The sequence below is a fragment of the Streptomyces griseoviridis genome, from assembly GCF_005222485.1.
Taxonomy (GTDB): Bacteria; Actinomycetota; Actinomycetes; order Streptomycetales; family Streptomycetaceae; genus Streptomyces; species Streptomyces hintoniae.
This window is the reverse complement of the sequence record NZ_CP029078.1, coordinates 8801418-8819236: the sequence shown is the minus strand read 5'-3', so window position 1 is coordinate 8819236 and position 17819 is coordinate 8801418. Positions and strand designations below refer to the sequence as shown.

The following is a 17819-nucleotide window of genomic DNA, read 5'->3' as shown; positions in this document are numbered from 1 at the left end:
GAGGATCGCGCGGTGCGATCGGTGCGCGGCGCGTGGCGACGCCGGCGGGGCGGGCGCGCTCAGTGGCGCGGCGGGGTCCCCGGACAGAGGGCGCTGCTGACCCGGAGCAGGTCGACGTGGCGGCGCAGCACGCGCGTGGTGAAGGCCCGTCCGTAGTGCGGCAGTCGGCTGTCGCGTCGCGCCCGCATGCCGTTCACCTCCGGATCGTCGGACCGGTCACGGGGTCGGGGCGCGCCGGTGGACGGCCGCCGACTCCGGTGATCGTGCCTCACGTTAACGTCTCGGCCGTCGCCGGACAATGGTGCGCAGCGGCGATGGGGGCGGCCGGCCCGGGTGCTCCGTCCGGCGGCGGGACGGGGCCGCGCGGACCGGCCGCCGTTCACCGGCGGGTGGTCAGTACGGTGCTCAGCGCCACCGGGACGACCGCGAGCGCCTCAAGCGGGGTGACGGGCTCCCCGAGCAGGGCGGCGGCCAGGGCGATGCTGAACAGCGGGGGCATGAACTGGGCGATGCTGGCGCGGCTCGGTCCGACCCTGCGTATCAGCAGCAGCCAGAGCGTCATCCCGAGGATCGAGGCGCCCAGCGCCAGGTAGAGCATGAGGCCGACGAGGCGCGGGCCCATGCCGTCGGGCACCAGGTCGCCGGTGCAGGCGGTGATCAGCAGGAGCGGGACGGCGCCGGTCAGGGACTGCCAGCCGGTGGCGAGGAACAGGTCGGTTCCCGGCCGGATCAGGTACGGCGTGAGGAACGTGCCCAGGGCAAGGCAGCAGACGGCGCAGCAGCCGAGGACGATGCCGCCGACGGTGACCACGCCCAGGTTCAGCCGGTCGACGGCCGACATCACGATGCCGACGACGCCCAGCACGAGGCCGGCCGCGTGGACCGGGCGGAGCCTGCTCCTGCTGCTGAGCACGGTCAGGGTGACGACGAGCAGCGGGGTGCCTGAGGAGAGGACCGCGGCCATGCCGGCCGACAGGTGGGGCAGGGCGAAGCCGATGACGCCGAGGTAGCCGGTGGTGGTGAGCAGTCCGGCGAGGGTGAGGCGGCCGAGTTCGCGGCGGGCCGCGGGGAGGTGGCGGGCGCGCAGGGAGACGAGGACGGCGCCGGCCGCGAGGCAGCGCACGCCGACGACCCAGCCGGGTGAGGCGTCCTCGAGGGCGAGTTTGGTGGTGATGAAGGCGAGGGCCCAGAGCAGGGCCCACAGCACGGCGGTCGCGAGGGTGAGGAGGGTGGTGACGGCCGTCGTGGGCCGGGCGGCGGGGGTCGGGGAACCGGGGGTGGTGGCGGTGGCGGGCGGGCGCGGGGAGGCCGCGGCCGAGGTGCCGGCGCCGGGGTGGGGGGCGTCGTTCCGGTCGTCCATCGTCATCGGTTGAGGGTATGACGGAACGCGGTGGCGCACCATGCCGGGGACGGCCGAGACTGGGGGTGTGGACTTCGACTTCATCAGTGATCACCTCGCGCTCGACTTCGCCGGGACGCTGTCCTGGCGCACCACCGAACGGGTGGAGCTGCTGACCGGCCCGGCCGAGCTGGAGCGGTGGGTGCGGCTCTCGGGTCTCACGGACGGGCCGCTGCGGGTCACCGCCGCGGGGTTCCGCACCGCCGTGGAGCTGCGCGAGGCCGTGTACCGGGCCGCGGCGGGCGTCCCGGAGGGGGCCGGGGCGGACCCGGCCGATCTGGCGGTGATCCGGCGCGCGGCCGGGCGCCCGGGTGTGGTGCCGCGCCTGTCGGCGATCGGCGAGCTGCACCGCGCAGGTGACCTGTCGCAGGTGCTGGCGGATCTCGCCGTCGCCGCGAGCGAGCTGCTGGGGTCACAGGAGCGGCACCACATCCGGGTCTGCGCCCGCGAGAACTGCACCCGGATGTTCCTGGACCGCTCACGGGCCGCGAGCCGCCGCTGGTGCGACAAGCTGCGCTGCGGCAGTTCGGCCAACTCGGCGGCGTACCGGCGCCGTCGGCAGGTCCGTCAGCCCTGAGCGGGCGGGGCGTCGGCGGTGGGGCAAGGCGTCAGGGTGTGCGGGGCCCGCCGGTAGAGGACGGCGGGTTCGCGGGTGTCGGTGCTGGTCCAGGTCGCGACGCCCGCGACCAGGGTGTGGTCGAAGAGTTCGACGCTCTCCCGGGTCTCGCAGACGACGGCCGCCGCGCACCCGTCGAGGACGGGCGCCCCGTTGACCTGGCGGACGCCGACCCCGGCGAAGCGGGCGTCGGCGGTGCCGGTGGCGAACTGGTGGGCGAGGGCGCGGTGTTGCCAGGAGAGGACGTTGACGGCGAAGCTGCGGGCCCGCAGCAGTCCGGCCAGGGTGCGGCTGCGGGAGGCGAGCGACACCAGCAGGCTCGGCGGGTCGACGGACAGCGAGAGCACGGCCGTCACCGTGCAGCCGACCGGTCCCTCCGGGCCGTGCGCGGTGACGACGGCGAGGCCGGTGGGCAGGTGGGAGATGGCGGCGCGGTAGGTGGCGGACGGCACGGCGGGGTGCCGGGGCCGGTGGGCCCGGGGCGGGGAGACGGGCGGGTTCATGAGGCGGTCCAATGCTGGGGGGACGGTGGTCAGGGGCGCGGGCGCGCGACGATCTCCGCGACGGCCGTGCGGTCGAGCTTTCCGTTGGCGTTGAGCGGCAGCCGCGCGAGGACGGTGACGGTGCGCGGCACCATGTACGGGGGCAGCCGGTCGCGGACTCCGGCGAGCAGGGTGTCGGGGTCGGCGCCGGTGGCCGCGCAGGCGGCGCGCAGCGCGGTGTCGCCGCGCGGCTCGGCCAGCGCCACCACGACGGCGTCGGTGACCCCGGGCTGGGCGCGCAACGCGGCCTCGATCTCGCCGAGTTCGACCCGGTAGCCGTTGACCTTCACCTGGTGGTCGAGCCGCCCGAGGTGGACGAGGCGGCCGTCCTCGTGGGTGACCCGGTCGCCGGTGCGGTACCAGTGCCCCTCGCTCGGGCGGGCGCCGTCGTCGTCGGGTCCGAGGGGTCCGCGCGCCGGGTCGGGGTGGCGGAACCGGCCGGCGTTCTCGGCCGGTTCCAGGTATCCGGCGAAGCGTTGGGGCCCTCGGACGACCAACTCCCCGGTCGGCGCGGGCCGTCCGCGTTCGTCGAGGATCAGGTGGTCGTGTCCGGGGTGCAACACGCCGATGGGTACGGTGTCGTTGCTGGTGGGCGGCCACGACTCGGGATCCGCGGGCAGGATGTGGGCGGCGCAGCTGATGGTCAGTTCGGTGGGGCCGTACAGGTTGGCCAGGGTGCTCGCCGGGGCGGCCTCGGCCCACCACAGGGCCTGCTGACGGGTCAGCGGTTCCCCGCAGAACAGGCTGCGCCGCAGCCGTGGCAGCCTGCCGGGTCGCAGTTCCCGCATCCGGTGCGCGAGGGAGACGGCCGACGGCACGGAGAACCAGTGGGTGAGTTCCCGTTCGGCCGCCCACCGCACCGGGGTCAGCAGGTCGCGCGGGGAGGGCACGACGAGGGTCGCGCCGGTGCCCCAGGTGGTGAACATGTCGTGGACGGAGAGGTCGAAGGTGAGGTCGAAGGTGGCGGACGCCCGGCTGCCGGTCCCTGTGGGGAAGGCGTCGGTGAGGTGGGCGAGGTACCAGGAGACGTTCCGGTGGGTGATCGGCACGCCTTTGGGGGTGCCGGTCGAGCCGGACGTGAACAGGATGTACGCCTGGTCGTCGGGTCCGCCGGCCGGTTCCTTCGGCAGGGCGGTCAGCGGGCCGCCGCCGGGCGCGGGCGCGTGCCGCCGCACGCCGTCGACCGCTTTCTGCCCCGGCTGTCCGACGACGACGTCGAGGGCGGCGGCGTCGACGATGCGCCGGTTGCGCTCGGCGGGCGCGGCGGCGGAGAGCGGGACGACGGTGCTGCCGAGGCGTTGCAGCGCCAGGTAGGAGGCGTAGGTGAGGACGCCGCGCCCGGAGAGGAGTCCGGCGCGGCGCGGGACGTCGCCGAGGTCGGCGAGGAGTCCCGCGGCGATGTCCTCGGCGAGGGCGCGCAGTTCGTCGTAGGTGAGCCGGGTGTCGCCCGCTTCGAGGGCGGGGTGGTCGCCGAAGCGGTCGGCGCAGTCCGCGAACCAGGTGTACAGGTGCTGATCCGTCGTCATGGTCGGTTCTCCGGTTCGCTGGGTGCGGTGCGCCCGCCGTCGGCCGGATCGTGGAAGGCGCAGCTCAGGGGGGTGGCGGACCAGTCGCGCAGGCTGACCCAGCGCAGGTCGCGCCAGCGTCCCGCGGTGGCGTGCGGCGGTACCTCGATGGTCCAGGGGCGGCCGCGCAGTCCCGTTCCCGCGGCCTTGACGCACGCTTCCTGGGCGGTCCACACCCAGGCCAGTTCGGTGCGCTGCTCGTGCCGGGGCCAGCGGGCGGCCTCGGCAGCCCAGGGTCCGAGGCAGCGGCGCAGCAGCCGGTCGTGGTCGCCGTCGGGCACCTGCTGGACGTCCACGCCGACCGGTCCGGCGAGGGAGACGGCGGCGGCGACGGCGTCACCGTCGTGGGAGACGCTGACGGCGACGCCGGGGGCGTCCGCCAGCCGGGGCGGGCCGCCGGGGTCGGCGACGACGGGCGCGGCGGCGTGGGCGGGGCTGACCCGGGTGAGGAGTTCGCGCAGCGCGGCCCGGCCCGCCAGGCGCTGCCCGGCCCGCCACGGGGGCAGTCCTGCGCAGGAGGCGAGGTCGCGCGGGTGGGGTGCGGAGGACGGCCGGGGGCGGGGGCCGCTGATCACCCAGACCAGGTCGGCCACCTGTGCCCATCTCATGGGCACGGTCCGAGCCGGTCGAGGAAGGTGTCGGCGCGGTCGGCGACCTGGGCGAGCATGAGGTCGGTGGCGCCGCCGCCGAGGCCGAGGACGGCGGCCTCGGCGCGGATCCGCTGGGCGCCGCCCTCGGCGAGGCCGTCGGCGCCCTGGAGGTCGGCGCAGCGGCTGAGGACCGCGTCGGCCTCCTGTCCGACGGCCGCCTTCAGCAGGCCGGCCCAGGCGAGGTCGCGGTCGGCGGTGACCCGCTCGGTGACGGTGTCGAGCAGGGCCCGCAGTTGGGTGACGCGGACCAGGCAGGCGGCGAAGTCGCGGCGGATCACCGGGTTCTGCCACAGCGGGCGGCCGTCCGCCTCGCGGTGTTCGAGCCGGTCCCGGGTGGCGCGCAGGACGCGGGCGGTGAGGGCGACGGCCCAGTGGGCGCCCGCGATCCGCTCCGTCGCCATGTGGCGGGCGAAGGAGGCGAGGGCGCGGCCGGCTCCGCCGACCAGGTGGTCGGGGGTGAGGCGGACCGCGTCGAAGCGGAGGTGGCCGGTGCCCGAGCCGGCCAGCAGGGGGGTGTCGGCCGGGGTGGCGGTCACGCCGGGGGCGTCGGCGGGGACCAGGACCCAGCGGAAGCTGGTGAAGTGCCGGCCGGGCCGCTGGCGGGCGAGGACCAGGAGGTGGTCGGCGCCGACGGCGTTGGTGATCCAGCGTTTCCCGCCGTGCAGGGTGAGGTGGTCGTCGTGGACGTCGACGCGGGTGGTGAGCGCGGCGAGGTCGGAGCCCGGGGCGCCTTCGTCGGTCGCGGCGAGCGCGACCCGGGCGGCGCCGGTGAGGAGGTGCGCGTGGGTGGTGGCGCAGCGTTCGCCGGGTGCGGCGGCCAGCAGCGGGAGGGCGCTGGCGGTCTGGACGAGGACGCTGAGGGTGACGCCGTTCTCGGCGCGGGCGTCGAGCGCGGCCAGCAGGGCGCCGAGGCGGGCCAGGTCGACCGGTGGCGCGCCTGGCGGGCCCGGCCTGCCGGTGGGGTAGAGGGCGGCGGTGACGCCGTCGCGGCCGAGGGCCCGCCAGACGGCGGCGGCGTCGGCGTCGGGGGGCAGCGGTCCGAGGGTCCGGCGCAGCAGCGCGGAGAAGTCGGGGTCGAGGCCGGGGTCGGCGGCGTGGTCCTGGGGCGGGTCGGCGGGGGCGAGCGGGGTGTCGGGCGGGGCGTAGCGGGTGTCAGACAAAGCGCACCTCGGGGTCGAGCAGGGCCAGTTTGCCGTCGACGAGGTGGAGCCGGTCGTTGCTGTAGTTGAGGGAGGCGGAGCGCAGGTCGCGCAGGGCGCGTTCCAGTCCCGTCGGTGAGTCCTTGAGGTAGCCGTGCCGCATCCCGAGGGCGTCGACCAGTTCGTCGACGGCGCGGTGGCACTGTTCGGCGGCGGTGATCTTCAGCGCGTTGATCTGCAACTGGTGGGGCGGCCTGCTGAGGTCGTCCGCCGTGGTGACCGTCGTCAGGGTCCGCTCCAGCAGCGCGTGGACGACGTCGAGGCGCTGGCGGGCCCGGGAGAGCCGGGTCAGCAGGAGTTCCGAGGAGGTCGCGGTCCGTTCCCGGCCGGCCGGGGAGCGCAGCATCGTCAGCACCCGGGAGAGCGCTCCGGCGGCGGTGCCGAGCCAGGCTGCGGCCCAGCCGAGGTGCGCGGCGGGTCCGAAGGTGCGGGTGACGATGGTGCGGAAGTCGCCGTCGCGGCCGATGATCTGGGAGCGCGGGACGCGCCCGGTCAGGCGCAGCGGCGGGCTGTCGCTGGCGCGCATCCCCATCGGGCGCCAGTCCCCGGCGCGCTCCACGGTGAGCTGGTCGCGGGCGGCGAAGAGCAGGCTGACCGCGGTCGGCGCGTCGGTGTCGGCGGCCTGGACGGTCATCAGGAAAGCGTCGGCGTGCAGTCCGCCGGTGACGACCGGTGCGAAGCGGTCGACGACGAGCTGGTCGCCGTCGGCGCGCACGCCGGTCTCCGAGGTCAGGAGGTGTCCGCCGGTCGAGGCTCCGGTGGTGACGGAGGCGAGGTAGTGGCCCTCGGCGATCCAGGGCAGCAGCCGGTCGCGGATGCCGGGTTCCGCGTGCCGGTCGATGGTCAGGACCTGCTGGCAGTGCATCGAGAAGATCATGGCGAGGGACAGGTCGGTGCGGCCGAGCCTGAGGGTGACCCGCACCATCTCCTCCAGGCCGCCGCCCAGTCCGCCGTGCCGCTCCTCGACGAGCAGTCCGAGCAGTCCGGTGCGGCGCAGTTCGGCCAGGGCCTCGGTGGGGAAGGCGGCCGTCTCGTCGGCGTGGTCGGCGTGCCGGGCCGCGACCTCGCAGACCTGTTCGGCGAGCGCGTCCAGGGTCCTGGCCGGGCGGGTCGTCGCGGGGGCGCTCACGCGGCACCCGGTTCCGGGGTGCCGGAGCCGCTCTGTCCGGTGAGGGCGGCGCTGACTTCCTTCCACAGGTTGCCCGCGGTCGCGAAGGTGGTGTCGTTCATCGCCTCGTCCGGCAGGGAGATGCCGTAGGCGTCCTCGATGGCGAACAGCAGGTCGATCGCCTGCATCGAGTCGAGGCCGAGGCCGCGCAGGTCGGTCTCGGGGTCGAGGGGGCCGTCGTCGTGGAATTTCAGGAACGGGGTCAGGACAGCGGTGAACTGATCGTCCATGGGGCTGACTGCCTTTCGGGTGGGGGGAGTTCAGCGGTGGGGGTGGCCGGGGGCGCCCGGGGTCCTGGTGAGGGTGAGGCGGGTGATGTCCGGGGGGCTGTCGGGGTCGTCGCCGTCGATGACGATCTCCGCGGGCAGGTCGTGGCCGAGGAAGGCGACGAGGCTCGCGTAGAGGCCGTAGGCGCCGGTGTTCGGTACGGCGACCAGGTCACCCGGGCGCAGGGCGGGCAGGGCGGCGCGCTGGGCCCAGGTGTCCAGGGGGGTGCAGAGCGGTCCGGTGACCATGGACTCGGTGGTCGCGGGCGCGGCGGGGCGGTCCGCGGACACCAGGTGCGGGACGAGCGGCGGCAGGCGGCGCAGCCCTGACATGCCGCCGAGGTGGTGGATGCCGGACTGGAGGACCACGACGTCCCGGCCGTGGGACGTCTTGGTGTCGAGCACCCGGGTGACGAGGGTGCCCGAGGTGCCCACCAGGTAGCGGCCCGACTCGAAGCACACCTCGGGCGCGCCCGCGGGCCTGCCCCGGGCGGCCGTGTCGAGCAGCTCCTCGAGCGGGGCCCGCAGTCCGGTCAGGTCGGCGCGCTCGCCCGCGGCGGCGAACGGGGCGGGGAAGCCGCCGCCGAGGTCCCAGACGTCGGCCCGCACCCCGTGTGCCGCGAGCGCGTCGGAGACCTGCCGCGCGGTGGCCAGGGAGTGCGCGAACTGGGCCAGCAGGGCTTCGACGCCGCTGAGGTTGGTGCCCATGTAGAGGTGGAGTCCGGTGATCCTGGCGTGCGGGCGGTCGGCGAACGCGGCCGGATCGGCCAGCACCGCGCCGGTGTCGACGCCGAACGGGGAGGCGACGCCGGTCATCGACAGTCCCTGGCCGGCGGCGGGCCGGTCGTCGTTGATCCGCAGCAGGCAGCGGGCGGACGCCCCCGACCGGCCCGCGGCCCGGTCCGCCTGGGCCAGCGCGTACGCCGAGTCGACGGAGAAGTGGCGCACCCCGTGCTCCAGCGCGTGGCGCAGTTCGCCGTCGGATTTTCCCGGGCCGGTGACGAGGAGGTCGTCCGGCGGCCAGCCGGCGTCGAGGGCGGCGAGGAGTTCGCCGGTGGAGCAGACCTCGGCGCGGGCGCCGCCGGCCCGCAGCGCGCGCAGCAGCGCCGGGTGCGGGTTGGCCTTGAGGGAGTAGTAGAGCCCGGCCCGCTCGGGCAGCGCCTCGGTCAGTGCCGTGTGCGCGGCCCGTACCTCCGCCAGGTCGTAGACGTAGGCGGGCACCGGGAGTCCGGTCAGGTCGGGCAGGCGCGCGGCGGGGTGGGCGGTGCGGTCAGTGACGGGCATCGCGCGCCTCCTCGGCGTGGGCGGTGAGCGCCTTGCGGTCGACCTTGCCGTTGCCGGTCAGCGGCAGCCGTTCGAGCACCAGGCAGCGGGGCGGGATCTTGAACTCCTCGATCTGCTCCCGCAGTCCTTCGAGGACCTGGCGTTCCTCGACGTCGCCGGTGACGAAGAGCAGGGCGGGGCGTTCCCCGTGCGGCGGCAGGACGGCGGCCGACTGCACGCCGGTCACCCGCCGGGCGGCGGCCTCCACCTCGGCGGCGCCCACCCGGAAGCCGCCCGCCTTGTAGAGGTCGTCGCGGCGGCCGGTGACGTACAGGTAGCCGTCCTCGTCGAGCCAGCCGTAGTCGCCGGTGCGCAGCCGGGGGAAGAGTCCTTCGTCGCGGACGTACTTCTCGGCCGTCAGCTCGGGGCGGCGCCAGTAGCCGGCCATCACGTGCGGGCCGCGCACGGTGATCTCGCCGACGGCTCCCGGGGGCAGCCTGCGGCCCTCGTCGTCGGTGACGTACACGTCGGTGCCCGGCAGCGGCAGGCCGCTGGAGCCGGGCCGCGCGAGGTCGCCGTCGGCGGGCATGACGGTGGCCCGTTTGCACTCGGTCAGCCCGTACATCAGCTGGACCTTGAGCCGGGGGCAGGCGGCGCGCAGCGCGCCGAGGGTCTCCTCGGGCATCGCGGCGCCGGTGTTGGTGAGCAGCCGCAGGTTCGGCAGTCCGGTGCCGGCCCGGCGCAGCAGCCGGGCGAGGGCGCCGGAGACGGAGGGCACCGCGGGCAGCACGGTGGCGCCGCTCTCGCGCAGCCGGGTGAGCAGCGCGGGCCCGGTCTCGGCGGGCCGTCCGAGGTGGACGGCGGCTCCGCTGAGGGCGCCGAGGAAGAGTTGGTAGAGGCCGTAGTCGAAGGAGAGCGGGAGCGGGCTGTGGACGATGTCGTCGGCGCGGTAGCCGAGGACCTGCTGGATGGCGCGGGCGGCGAACAGGACCTGTCCGTGGGTGCTGACGACCGCTTTGGGCAGGGCGGTGGTGCCCGAGGTGTAGATGAGGCAGACCGGGTCGACGGAGAGCCGGTCCCGGCCTGCGGGGGCGGGCGGCGGGGGCGCGCTGTCGTCGAAGGCGTGCGCGGCGAGGTCGTCGCATCCGGTGGCCCGCAGGGCGCGGCTCTCGGCGGCGGCCCGGTGCTCGGGGCGGTCGCTGATCACCAGCGTGGGCCGGCAGTCGTCGAGGATGTGCGCGAACTGCGGGCCGCCGACCTGTTCGTGCAGGAGCGAGAAGACGGCGCCCGCCTCGGAGCAGGCGTAGACGAGCGCGGTGAGCAGCACGGAGGACGGCGCGCTGATGACGACGCGGTCGCCGGGCCGGACGCCGAGATCGCTGATCCTGGCGGCGGCGCGGCGGGCCGCGGCGGCGAGCCCGGCGTGGTCGAGGGTCAGGCCCTCGGCGCTGATCGCGGTGCGGTCGGGCAGCCGTTCGGCGGTGTGGTGCAGGAGTTCGTGCAGCAGGGCGGGTTCGGTGCGCATCACGCCTCCCGTCGGGCCGGGTCGTCCTGGGCGCCGAGCGGCGCGGTCCACCGGGCGATCCGGCAGACGGCGTCGACGTCCTGGAAGTTCTCGGGGGTGAGGTCGTCGCTGTCGAACTCGACGCCCAGGTCGTCCTCCAGGCGGTCGATCAGCTCCGCGAGGCGGAACGACGAGAAGCCGGGTACGTCGTTGAAGCGGGTACCGGCGAGCAGGGTGTGGGGGGTGGTGTCGAGGACGCGCGCGGCGGTGGCGGCGACCGCCAGCCGGTCGGCGGCGGCGCCGCTCTCCGGGGACGCGGCGGCGGGCGCGGTGGGGGCGGCCGGTGCGGTGAACGCGTCGGGGTCGGTGCGCAGCAGGTCGGCGAGCCGGTCGGTCAGGCCGCTGGGCTCGGGCCGTCCGCGGGCGACGCGCCGGGAGGCGAGGTAGGTCTGTTCGGCGAGCGCGCGCCAGGCGGCGACCTGTTCGGTGGCCCGGGGGCCGACCGTCCTGTACCGGCCGAGCCAGGCGGCGTGCAGGGCGCGCGAGCGGGCCAGCAACCAGGTTTCCAGGGTGAGTTGGCGCAGTGCGGCGGCCCGGTCGGGGTGGGCGGCGTAGGCGTGCGCGTACTCCTGGGCGCCGGTGACGGGGTCGACGGCCGGCGCGGGGCGCGGGGGCAGGGTGTCGGGTGCCAGCTCGACGGCGAGGGTGCACTCGGGCAGCGCGGCCGCCTGGGTGCGGGTGAGCCGCCAGGTGCCGGGCCTGGCGCTGCCCCAGGGGGTCTCGTTGTGGTAGTGGTCCTCGACGGTGACGGTCGTGGCGTCGGCCGCCACCAGCAGGAAGCTGTGCTCGATGTGCTGCTGCCGGTGGTAGGGCACCCAGGGCAGGTGGTAGGCGTCGGCCAGCACGAAGCACCCCTCCCCCGGGGTCAGTTCCTCGACGCGGACGGCGCGTCCGGGCCGGGCGGTGATGCCCAAGGTGGTTTCGGCGAGGGCGAGTTGGGTGGCCGGGCCGCTCTCCACGGTCGGCAGCCCCGAGGGTCCGACACGGGGGTCGAAGCGGAGCCTGGCGCCGAGCCGCAGGCCGGTTCCGGGTCCGTGCCATCGTTCGGCGGCGGCGGCCAGGTTGACCTGGACGCAGTCGAAGAGGTGGGCGTCCAGGGCGAGTTGGGCGGGTTCGGCGGGTAACGCGGATTCGGCGGTCACAGGGCGACTCCCGTGGGGGCGTGGGGCAACGATGTCTGCCGCGCGTCGAGGGGGACCGTCGCGGGCTGAGGTGAGGGGTGGGGGCGGGCCGGGCTGCGGGGCGCGGGGGAAGGGCCGGTCAGCGGTCCGCGGGGGCCTGCGCGGCGAGGAAGTCGTCGAGGTGGCGCAGGAGCAGCGGGGTGCGGGCCGCGTCGAACACCTCGAAGTGCGTACAGGGCAGGCTCCGTACATCGAGGGCGGGGTCCCTGCGCAGCCAGTCGTCCCGCTGGGTGGGCAGTTCCTCGCTCTCGCAGGCGAGCAGCAGGGCGGGGCCAAGGCTGCCGGGGGTGGCGCGGTGGACGGCGGACGCGGTCAGGTGGGCGTCGGCGGTGCGGGCGGCGAGGGCGCGCTCCTCGGCGTCGGTGGTGTCGGGCAGGGCGTCGAGGATGCGTCGGCGCAGGTGGTCGCGTGCGGTGTGGCAGGCGGACCAGGGGTCGGCGAAGCTGTCCACCATGACGACGGCCGGGCGCGGGCCGTCGGCGGCGAGGCGGTGTGCGACCTCCCAGGCCAGCAGGCCGCCGAGGGACCAGCCCGCCAGCAGCGTGGGCGGCTCGGGGCGGTCGGCGAGCAGTCCGGCGTAGAGGTCCGCCATGGTGTGCACGTCGTCGTGGGGTTCCTCGCCCGGGTGGAGGCCGCTCCCCCGCACCCCGTGCACGGGGCCGCGCCGGGAGAGATGGCCGACGAGTGCCAGGTACTGACCGAGCCGGCCGCCCGACGGATGGAACAGGACAGTGCGGAGAGAATCGCCTCGCGACGGATCGGCGCGTCTCCTTCCGAATGATATGAGCAACGACGATGAATTCTGCGTTAACGGTTGATCGGCAGCGAACATCCAACGCTCCGCATTCCTGGTGGGACGGGTCGCGCGAAATTCCGAAAAGAGCTGGCCGGGCACATTTCGGCAGCTGGGCCAGGCGGACACCGGGATATCACTTCAACGTCACGACGTTGTCTCAAATCGGTGTCGCGGCCCGTAAGAGAGTCACACCACGAGTCTCACGGTGTCAACCGGATCTCGGTGAACTCGGCACCGGGTGGGCAGTTGTCTCATTCCGAATGATCGGCTGGCGTTGACGGAAAAGAATCTGGTGCGCGGGTGTGCATTCGGCCGGATCCCGAATGTCCAGACACCGTTTCGGTCAGATTTCGAAAGGATGATCGAATTCTGGGGGCCGGGCATATGCCCGAGCGACATGCGGTGATGCCGGGCGGGCGGTCGCCGCGCTCGGGCGCTACGGCTCCCGGCGGTGGCCGACGGCCGTACCAGGATTTCGGCCGCCGCTTCTCGGACACCGGGACCTGGCGGGCGCCGCTTCCCGGCCACCGCTGCCCGCTCGGCCGCCCGCTCGGCGGCCGGGACGCCCGTTCGCGCGCCGTCGCCCCGCTCCCCGCCGACAACCGGACATCCCGGGGGGCCGCCCGCGGCGGGCCGCCGGCCGCGCGGCGGACGTCCGTCCCCCGGCCGGGCGCCGGGCCCGCGCTCAGGCGGGCAGCCGGGGCACGCTGTCGATGAGGCGGCGGGTGTAGGGGTGCGCGGGGTTGCTCAACACCTGCTCGGTGGGGCCCTGTTCGACGATCCGGCCGCGTTCGAGGACGGCCGTGCGCTCGCAGAGGGAGGCGACCACGGACAGGTCGTGGGAGACCATCACCATCGTCATCCGCCGCTCCTCCTTCAGTTCGGCGAGCAGTTCGACGACCTTGACGCGGGTCGTGACGTCGAGCGCGCTGACCGGTTCGTCGGCGAGCAGGACGCGCGGATCGCACACGATGGCGCGGGCGATCGCGATGCGCTGGCGCTGGCCGCCGGAGAACTCGTGCGGGTAGCGGGCGGCGGCGTCGGCGGGCAGGCCGACCCGCTCCAGGGCGGCGGCCACCTTGGGCGCGGCGCTCGCGCGGCTGTCGATGCCGAGGGAGCGCAGCGGCTCGGCGACGATCGCGGCCACCCGGCGGCGCGGGTCGAGCGAGGAGTAGGGGTCCTGGAACACCACCTGGACGCCGCGCCGGAAGCGGCGCATCTGGCGGCGGTCGCGCGGGGCCAGCGGCTCGCCGTCGAAGCGGACGGCGCCCTCGGTGGGCCTGACCAGGCCCGAGAGCAGCCGCAGCAGGGTCGTCTTGCCCGCGCCCGACTCGCCGACCAGGGCCAGGGACTGCCCCGGCTCGACCGCGAAGGACACCTCGCGCACGACATCGCCCGCGGCGCCCCGGTAGCGCACCGCCGCGTCGGCCAGCTCCAGTACCGGTGTCATCGCGAACTCCTCAGATCCAGGGCGGCCTGCAGGGTGCGGGCGCCGGCCACGAGGCTCCTGGTGTACGCGGCGCGCGGGGCGCCGACGACGTCGAGGACGGGGCCCTCCTCGACGGCGCGGCCGTCCTTCAGGACCAGGGCCCGGTCGGTCACCTGGGCGACGACGGCCAGGTCGTGGCTGACGAACAGCACCGCCATCTCCCGCTCCCGCACCAGGGTGTCGAGCAGGGCGAGGATCTCGGCCTGCACGGAGACGTCCAGGGCGGTGGTGGGTTCGTCGGCGATCAGCAGGGCGGGCGCGCAGGCCAGCGCCATCGCGAGGGCGACGCGCTGGCGCTGGCCGCCGGAGATCTCGTGCGGGAAGGCGCGGGCGACGCGGGCCGGCTCGGGCAGCCGCACCTGTTCGAGGGCCTCGACGACGGCGGCGCGCAGGGCCGCGCCCCTGAGGCCGGTACGGCGGCCGAGCGGTCCCGCGATCTGCCGGCCCACCCGCATGAGCGGGTCGAGGGCGGTCAGCGGTTCCTGGAAGACGACGGCCGCGTCCCGGCCGCGGACGGCGGTGAGCCGCTTCTCGGGGGCGCCGACGATCTGGGTGCCGGCCAGTTCCACGCTGCCGGTCGCGGTCATCCCGGCGGGCAGCAGACCGAGCACCGCGAGGGTGGTGAGGGACTTGCCCGAGCCGGACTCGCCGATCAGGCCGAGGCGTTCGCCGCCGCCGACGGTGAAGGAGAGGTCGTCGACCAGGGTGCGTCCTTCGTCGGTGCGCACGGTCAGGCCGCGGACGTCGAGGAGGGTCATGACCGCCTCCCGCGGGTCGCCGGGTCGAGGGTGTCGCGCAGCCCGTCGGCGATCAGGTTGACCCCGACGACGAGCAGGACCAGCAGGACGCCGGGCGCGAGGGCGCCCGCGGGCGCGGTGGTGAAGGTGGCCTGGGCCTCCTGGAGCATGCGGCCCCACGAGGCGTTGGGCGGCGGCGCGCCGAGGCCGAGGTAGGACAGGCCCGCCTCGGCGAGGACGGCGAGGCCGAACTGGAGGGCCAGGTTGACCACGAGGGTGGGCCAGATGTTCGGCAGGACGTGTCCCGCGACCGTGCGCGGCCAGGAGGTGCCCGAGGTGCGGGCGGCCGTCACGTAGTCCTCGGCCAGGACGCGCTTGACGAGGATGCGCACCAGGCGGGCGACGACGGCGCTCTGGGCGAGTCCGATGGCGAGGACGGCGGAGCCGAGGGTGGCCGAGCGGGCCGCGACGACGAGCATCGCGAGCAGCAGCGTCGGGAAGGCGATGAGGATGTCGAGGAACGCGGCGAGCGTGTCGTCGAGCCAGCCCTGCGCGAACGCGGCCAGCACGCCGAGGGTGACGCCGACGAGCGCGGCGATCAGCACCGAGCCGAAACCGGCCTCGACGGCGATCCGGGAGCCGGTCATCAGCTGGGTGAACAGGTCGCGGCCGAGTTTGTCGGTGCCGAGCAGATGCCCGGAGCCGGGTCCCGCGAGCCGTCCGCCGGAGGTGTCGTCGGTGGCGTAGGGCAGCCAGACCAGGGAGACCAGCGCGAGCAGCGCGATCAGTCCGGCCAGCGTGACGCCGACGGCGAGGGTCACCGAGCGCCGGCGGCGGCGGGCGGGGGCCGGCGGCGCGGCGACGAGGTCCGTGGGGGTCATCGGGCGCCTCCGGAGAGCCGGCCGCGCAGCCGGGGGTCGACGATCCGCTGCGCCAGGTCGGCGACGAAGCCGATCAGCAGGACGGCGAGGGTGGACACGAACAGGACGCCCTGGACGACCGGGTAGTCGTGCTGGGCGATGCCGGTGGCGAGGAGCGAGCCGAGTCCCGGCAGCGCGAACACCGACTCGACGACGACCGCGCCGAGGAGGGTGGAGGCGAGTTCGATGCCGAGCACGGAGATCACCGGGACGGAGGCGTTGCGCAGCCCGTGGCGCGCCATGGCGGCGGGGAAGGAGGCGCCCAGCGCGCGGGCGGTGCGCAGGTAGTCGCTGCCGAGGACTTCGAGGGCGGCGGAGCGCACGTAGCGGATCAGGGACGCGCTCATCACGAGGGCGATGGTGACGACGGGCAGGACGAGCGAGCGGATCGCGTCGGCGGGCGCGGACCAGCCGTCCTGCGGGAACCCGCCGGACGGCAGCCAGCCCGCGTTCAGGGCGAACACCGCGATGAGGATCATGCCGAGCCAGAACACCGGTACCGCCATGCCCAGTTGGGAGATCCCGCTGAGCAGGGCGCCGTACCAGGTGTGCCGTCTGTGGGCGGCCACGAACCCGACGGGTACCGCGATGACGACGGCCAGGACGAACGCGGCCAGCGTCAGCGGGACGGTGACGTTCAGGCGGGCGGCGACCTCGGGGCCCACCGGCAGCGAGCTGACGAAGGACGTGCCGAGGTCGCCGCTCGCCAGCTGCCCGAGCCAGTGGGTGAACTGTTCGGGCAGCGGCCGGTCGGAGCCGATGGAGTGGCGGGCCGCGGCGATCTGCTGCGGGCTCGCGCCCACCGAGGTGAGCGCGTTGGCCGGATCGCCCGGCAGCAGGCGCAGCAGCACGAACAGCACCACGCTCGCCAGGGCCAGCGACACCAGGAGGAACGCGAGGCGGCGCAGGAGATAGCGCCCCATCAGCCCTTCTTCTTGATGTCGTAGGCGTAGAACTGGGAGTTGAGGCCGTTGAGCGGGTAGCCGGAGAGCTTGCTGCTGGCGACCACGATCTGCGGGTACAGGTAGAGCCAGTCGCTGGCCGCGTCCTCGGCGGTCCTGCGGTTGACCTTCTTCAGCAGCGCGGTCTGCTCGGCGGTGGTCGAGGCCTCCTCGGCCTGTTCGACCCACTGGGTGACCTGCTTGTTGTCGTAGCCCCAGTAGAAGTCGGGGTTGCCGTACCAGACGAGGTCGCGGTCGTTGACGTGCTCCTGGAGCGTGGCCGTGAAGTCGCGGTTCTTGTAGACCTTCGTGTACCACTCGTCCGGCGTGATCGTGTTGATCTTGACGGTGATGCCGACCTGGGCGAGCTGCGACTTGATGAAGGTCGCGGCGGTGGGGTGCGGGTCGTAGTTGGGGGTGTCGAGGGTGAAGGAGAAGCCCTTGGCGTAACCGGCCTCGGCGAGCAGCTTCTTGGCCTTGGCGACGTCGTGGGCGTTGACCTGGGTGAGGTCCTCGTACCAGGGGTCGGTGGGCGGCACCATCGAGCCGATGAGCTTGCCGTAGCCGCCCCAGACGGATTCGAGGAGCTTCTTGTCGTCGATGGCGGCGGAGACGGCCTGGCGGACCTTGACGTCGGTGAAGGGCTTCGCCTTGTCGTTGAAGGCGAGCAGCAGCTTGGTGGTGGAGTCGCCGTCGGTGACCTTGTAGTTCTGGTTGCTCTTGAACTGGTCGAGGGCGTCGGGCGACTGCTCGCTGGTGACCACGTCGACGGCGTTGGTCAGCAGGGCGTTGTTGAGGGCGGTGGCGTCCTTGAAGTAGTGGAGGACGACCTTCTTGTTGGCCGCCTGGTCACCCCAGTACCCGGCGTAGCGGTTCAGGCTGAGGGCGGAGCCGCGGGTCCACTTGTCGAGGGTGTAGGGGCCGGTGCCGTCCTCGTCCGTCTTCAGGTTCTTCGCCTGGGAGTTGATGATCCAGACGTAGGAGAGGTTGTAGACGAAGGAGATCGACTTCTTCGAGAGCGTGACCTTGACGGTGTGCTCGTCGGGGGTGGCGATGTCCTTGACGACCTCGAGGTTGCTCTTGCGGGCGGACTGCGAGTCGTCGGCGAGCACCTTCTCCAGGCTGTACTTGACGTCGGCGCTGGTGAGCTTCTTGCCGCTGTGGAACGTGACGCCGTCGCGGAGGGTGAAGGTGTAGGTGAGGCCGTCGGCGCTCGCCTTGTAGTCCTTGGCGAGGAGGTTCTCGACCTTGCCGTCGTCGGTGAGCCGGAACAGGCCTTCGTAGACGTTCCCGTTGAGGGCCTCGGTGACGCCCTGGCCGCCGCCCGCGGTGTTGTCGAGGTTCTGCGGCTCGTAGAGGGAGCCGATGTTGACGGTCGCGTCCTTGTCCCAGGTGCCGGTGGAGGCGCTGCTGCCCGAGCCGGAGCCCGAGCAGGCGGTGAGGGTGACGGCGAGGGCGGCCGAGGCGGCGACGGCGTAGCGGGTGTTCCGGGGAAGTCTCATGGTGTCCAGCGCTTTCGTGCG

18 protein-coding genes are annotated in these 17819 nt (G+C 74.3%); 1 reads left to right on the top strand and 17 read right to left on the bottom strand.

Going from position 1 to position 17819, the window contains the following annotated elements:
* Positions 1–59: 59 nt before the first annotated feature.
* Both DDJ31_RS39785 and DDJ31_RS38055 read right to left on the bottom strand, forming a co-directional pair.
* Positions 60–188, bottom strand: coding sequence for a putative leader peptide (locus DDJ31_RS39785; protein ID WP_276319287.1), 129 nt, complete (start codon positions 186–188; stop codon positions 60–62).
* Positions 189–379: 191 nt separating this feature from the next.
* The gene (locus DDJ31_RS38055; RefSeq protein WP_164784807.1) at positions 380–1366 is read right to left on the bottom strand and encodes a DMT family transporter; all 987 of its coding nucleotides are present in this window, start codon (positions 1364–1366) and stop codon (positions 380–382) included.
* A gap of 61 nt (positions 1367–1427) precedes the next feature.
* Here DDJ31_RS38055 and DDJ31_RS38050 point away from each other — a divergent pair, with 61 nt between their 5' ends.
* Positions 1428–1976 (top strand): CGNR zinc finger domain-containing protein, encoded by a 549-nt coding sequence (locus tag DDJ31_RS38050; RefSeq protein WP_127175882.1) that lies wholly within the window; start codon positions 1428–1430, stop codon positions 1974–1976.
* Here DDJ31_RS38050 and DDJ31_RS38045 read toward each other — a convergent pair.
* From DDJ31_RS38045 to DDJ31_RS37975, 15 genes are all read right to left on the bottom strand, one after another.
* Entirely contained in the window at positions 1967–2518 is a 552-nt protein-coding gene (locus tag DDJ31_RS38045; protein WP_127175883.1) for a flavin reductase family protein, read from the bottom strand. The two genes, DDJ31_RS38050 and DDJ31_RS38045, sit on opposite strands and share 10 nt — an antisense overlap.
* A gap of 29 nt (positions 2519–2547) precedes the next feature.
* The gene (locus DDJ31_RS38040) at positions 2548–4083 is read right to left on the bottom strand and encodes an AMP-binding protein (protein WP_127175884.1); all 1536 of its coding nucleotides are present in this window, start codon (positions 4081–4083) and stop codon (positions 2548–2550) included.
* Complete coding sequence (locus tag DDJ31_RS38035; protein WP_127175885.1) at positions 4080–4730, bottom strand: 4'-phosphopantetheinyl transferase family protein; 651 nt, start codon at positions 4728–4730, stop codon at positions 4080–4082. Before DDJ31_RS38035 ends, DDJ31_RS38040 begins: the two co-directional genes overlap by 4 nt.
* Positions 4727–5932: an acyl-CoA dehydrogenase family protein gene (locus DDJ31_RS38030; RefSeq protein WP_206280601.1), complete on the bottom strand. Its 1206-nt coding sequence runs from the start codon at positions 5930–5932 to the stop codon at positions 4727–4729. Before DDJ31_RS38030 ends, DDJ31_RS38035 begins: the two co-directional genes overlap by 4 nt.
* On the bottom strand, positions 5925–7100 hold the full coding sequence (locus tag DDJ31_RS38025) for an acyl-CoA dehydrogenase family protein (protein WP_206280602.1): 1176 nt from the start codon (positions 7098–7100) through the stop codon (positions 5925–5927). Before DDJ31_RS38025 ends, DDJ31_RS38030 begins: the two co-directional genes overlap by 8 nt.
* Positions 7097–7369 (bottom strand): acyl carrier protein, encoded by a 273-nt coding sequence (locus DDJ31_RS38020; RefSeq protein ID WP_127175886.1) that lies wholly within the window; start codon positions 7367–7369, stop codon positions 7097–7099. The genes DDJ31_RS38025 and DDJ31_RS38020 overlap by 4 nt, the downstream gene beginning before the upstream one ends.
* A 30-nt stretch (positions 7370–7399) precedes the next feature.
* Entirely contained in the window at positions 7400–8689 is a 1290-nt protein-coding gene (locus tag DDJ31_RS38015; protein ID WP_127175887.1) for a type III PLP-dependent enzyme, read from the bottom strand.
* On the bottom strand, positions 8676–10193 hold the full coding sequence (locus tag DDJ31_RS38010; protein ID WP_127175888.1) for a class I adenylate-forming enzyme family protein: 1518 nt from the start codon (positions 10191–10193) through the stop codon (positions 8676–8678). Before DDJ31_RS38010 ends, DDJ31_RS38015 begins: the two co-directional genes overlap by 14 nt.
* Entirely contained in the window at positions 10193–11374 is a 1182-nt protein-coding gene (locus DDJ31_RS38005) for an acyl carrier protein (protein ID WP_127175889.1), read from the bottom strand. Before DDJ31_RS38005 ends, DDJ31_RS38010 begins: the two co-directional genes overlap by 1 nt.
* 118 nt (positions 11375–11492) lie before the next feature.
* Positions 11493–12245 (bottom strand): thioesterase domain-containing protein, encoded by a 753-nt coding sequence (locus tag DDJ31_RS38000; protein WP_127175890.1) that lies wholly within the window; start codon positions 12243–12245, stop codon positions 11493–11495.
* A gap of 649 nt (positions 12246–12894) precedes the next feature.
* Positions 12895–13659: an ABC transporter ATP-binding protein gene (locus DDJ31_RS37995; protein ID WP_127175891.1), complete on the bottom strand. Its 765-nt coding sequence runs from the start codon at positions 13657–13659 to the stop codon at positions 12895–12897.
* Positions 13656–14456 carry an ATP-binding cassette domain-containing protein gene (locus DDJ31_RS37990; protein WP_127175892.1) on the bottom strand — a complete coding sequence of 267 codons (801 nt, stop codon included), beginning with the start codon at positions 14454–14456 and terminating at the stop codon, positions 13656–13658. The genes DDJ31_RS37995 and DDJ31_RS37990 overlap by 4 nt, the downstream gene beginning before the upstream one ends.
* Positions 14453–15316 (bottom strand): ABC transporter permease, encoded by an 864-nt coding sequence (locus DDJ31_RS37985; RefSeq protein WP_127175893.1) that lies wholly within the window; start codon positions 15314–15316, stop codon positions 14453–14455. Before DDJ31_RS37985 ends, DDJ31_RS37990 begins: the two co-directional genes overlap by 4 nt.
* Positions 15313–16278 (bottom strand): ABC transporter permease, encoded by a 966-nt coding sequence (locus tag DDJ31_RS37980; protein ID WP_127175894.1) that lies wholly within the window; start codon positions 16276–16278, stop codon positions 15313–15315. The genes DDJ31_RS37985 and DDJ31_RS37980 overlap by 4 nt, the downstream gene beginning before the upstream one ends.
* Positions 16278–17798 (bottom strand): ABC transporter substrate-binding protein, encoded by a 1521-nt coding sequence (locus DDJ31_RS37975; RefSeq protein WP_127175895.1) that lies wholly within the window; start codon positions 17796–17798, stop codon positions 16278–16280. The genes DDJ31_RS37980 and DDJ31_RS37975 overlap by 1 nt, the downstream gene beginning before the upstream one ends.
* Positions 17799–17819: the final 21 nt, after the last annotated feature.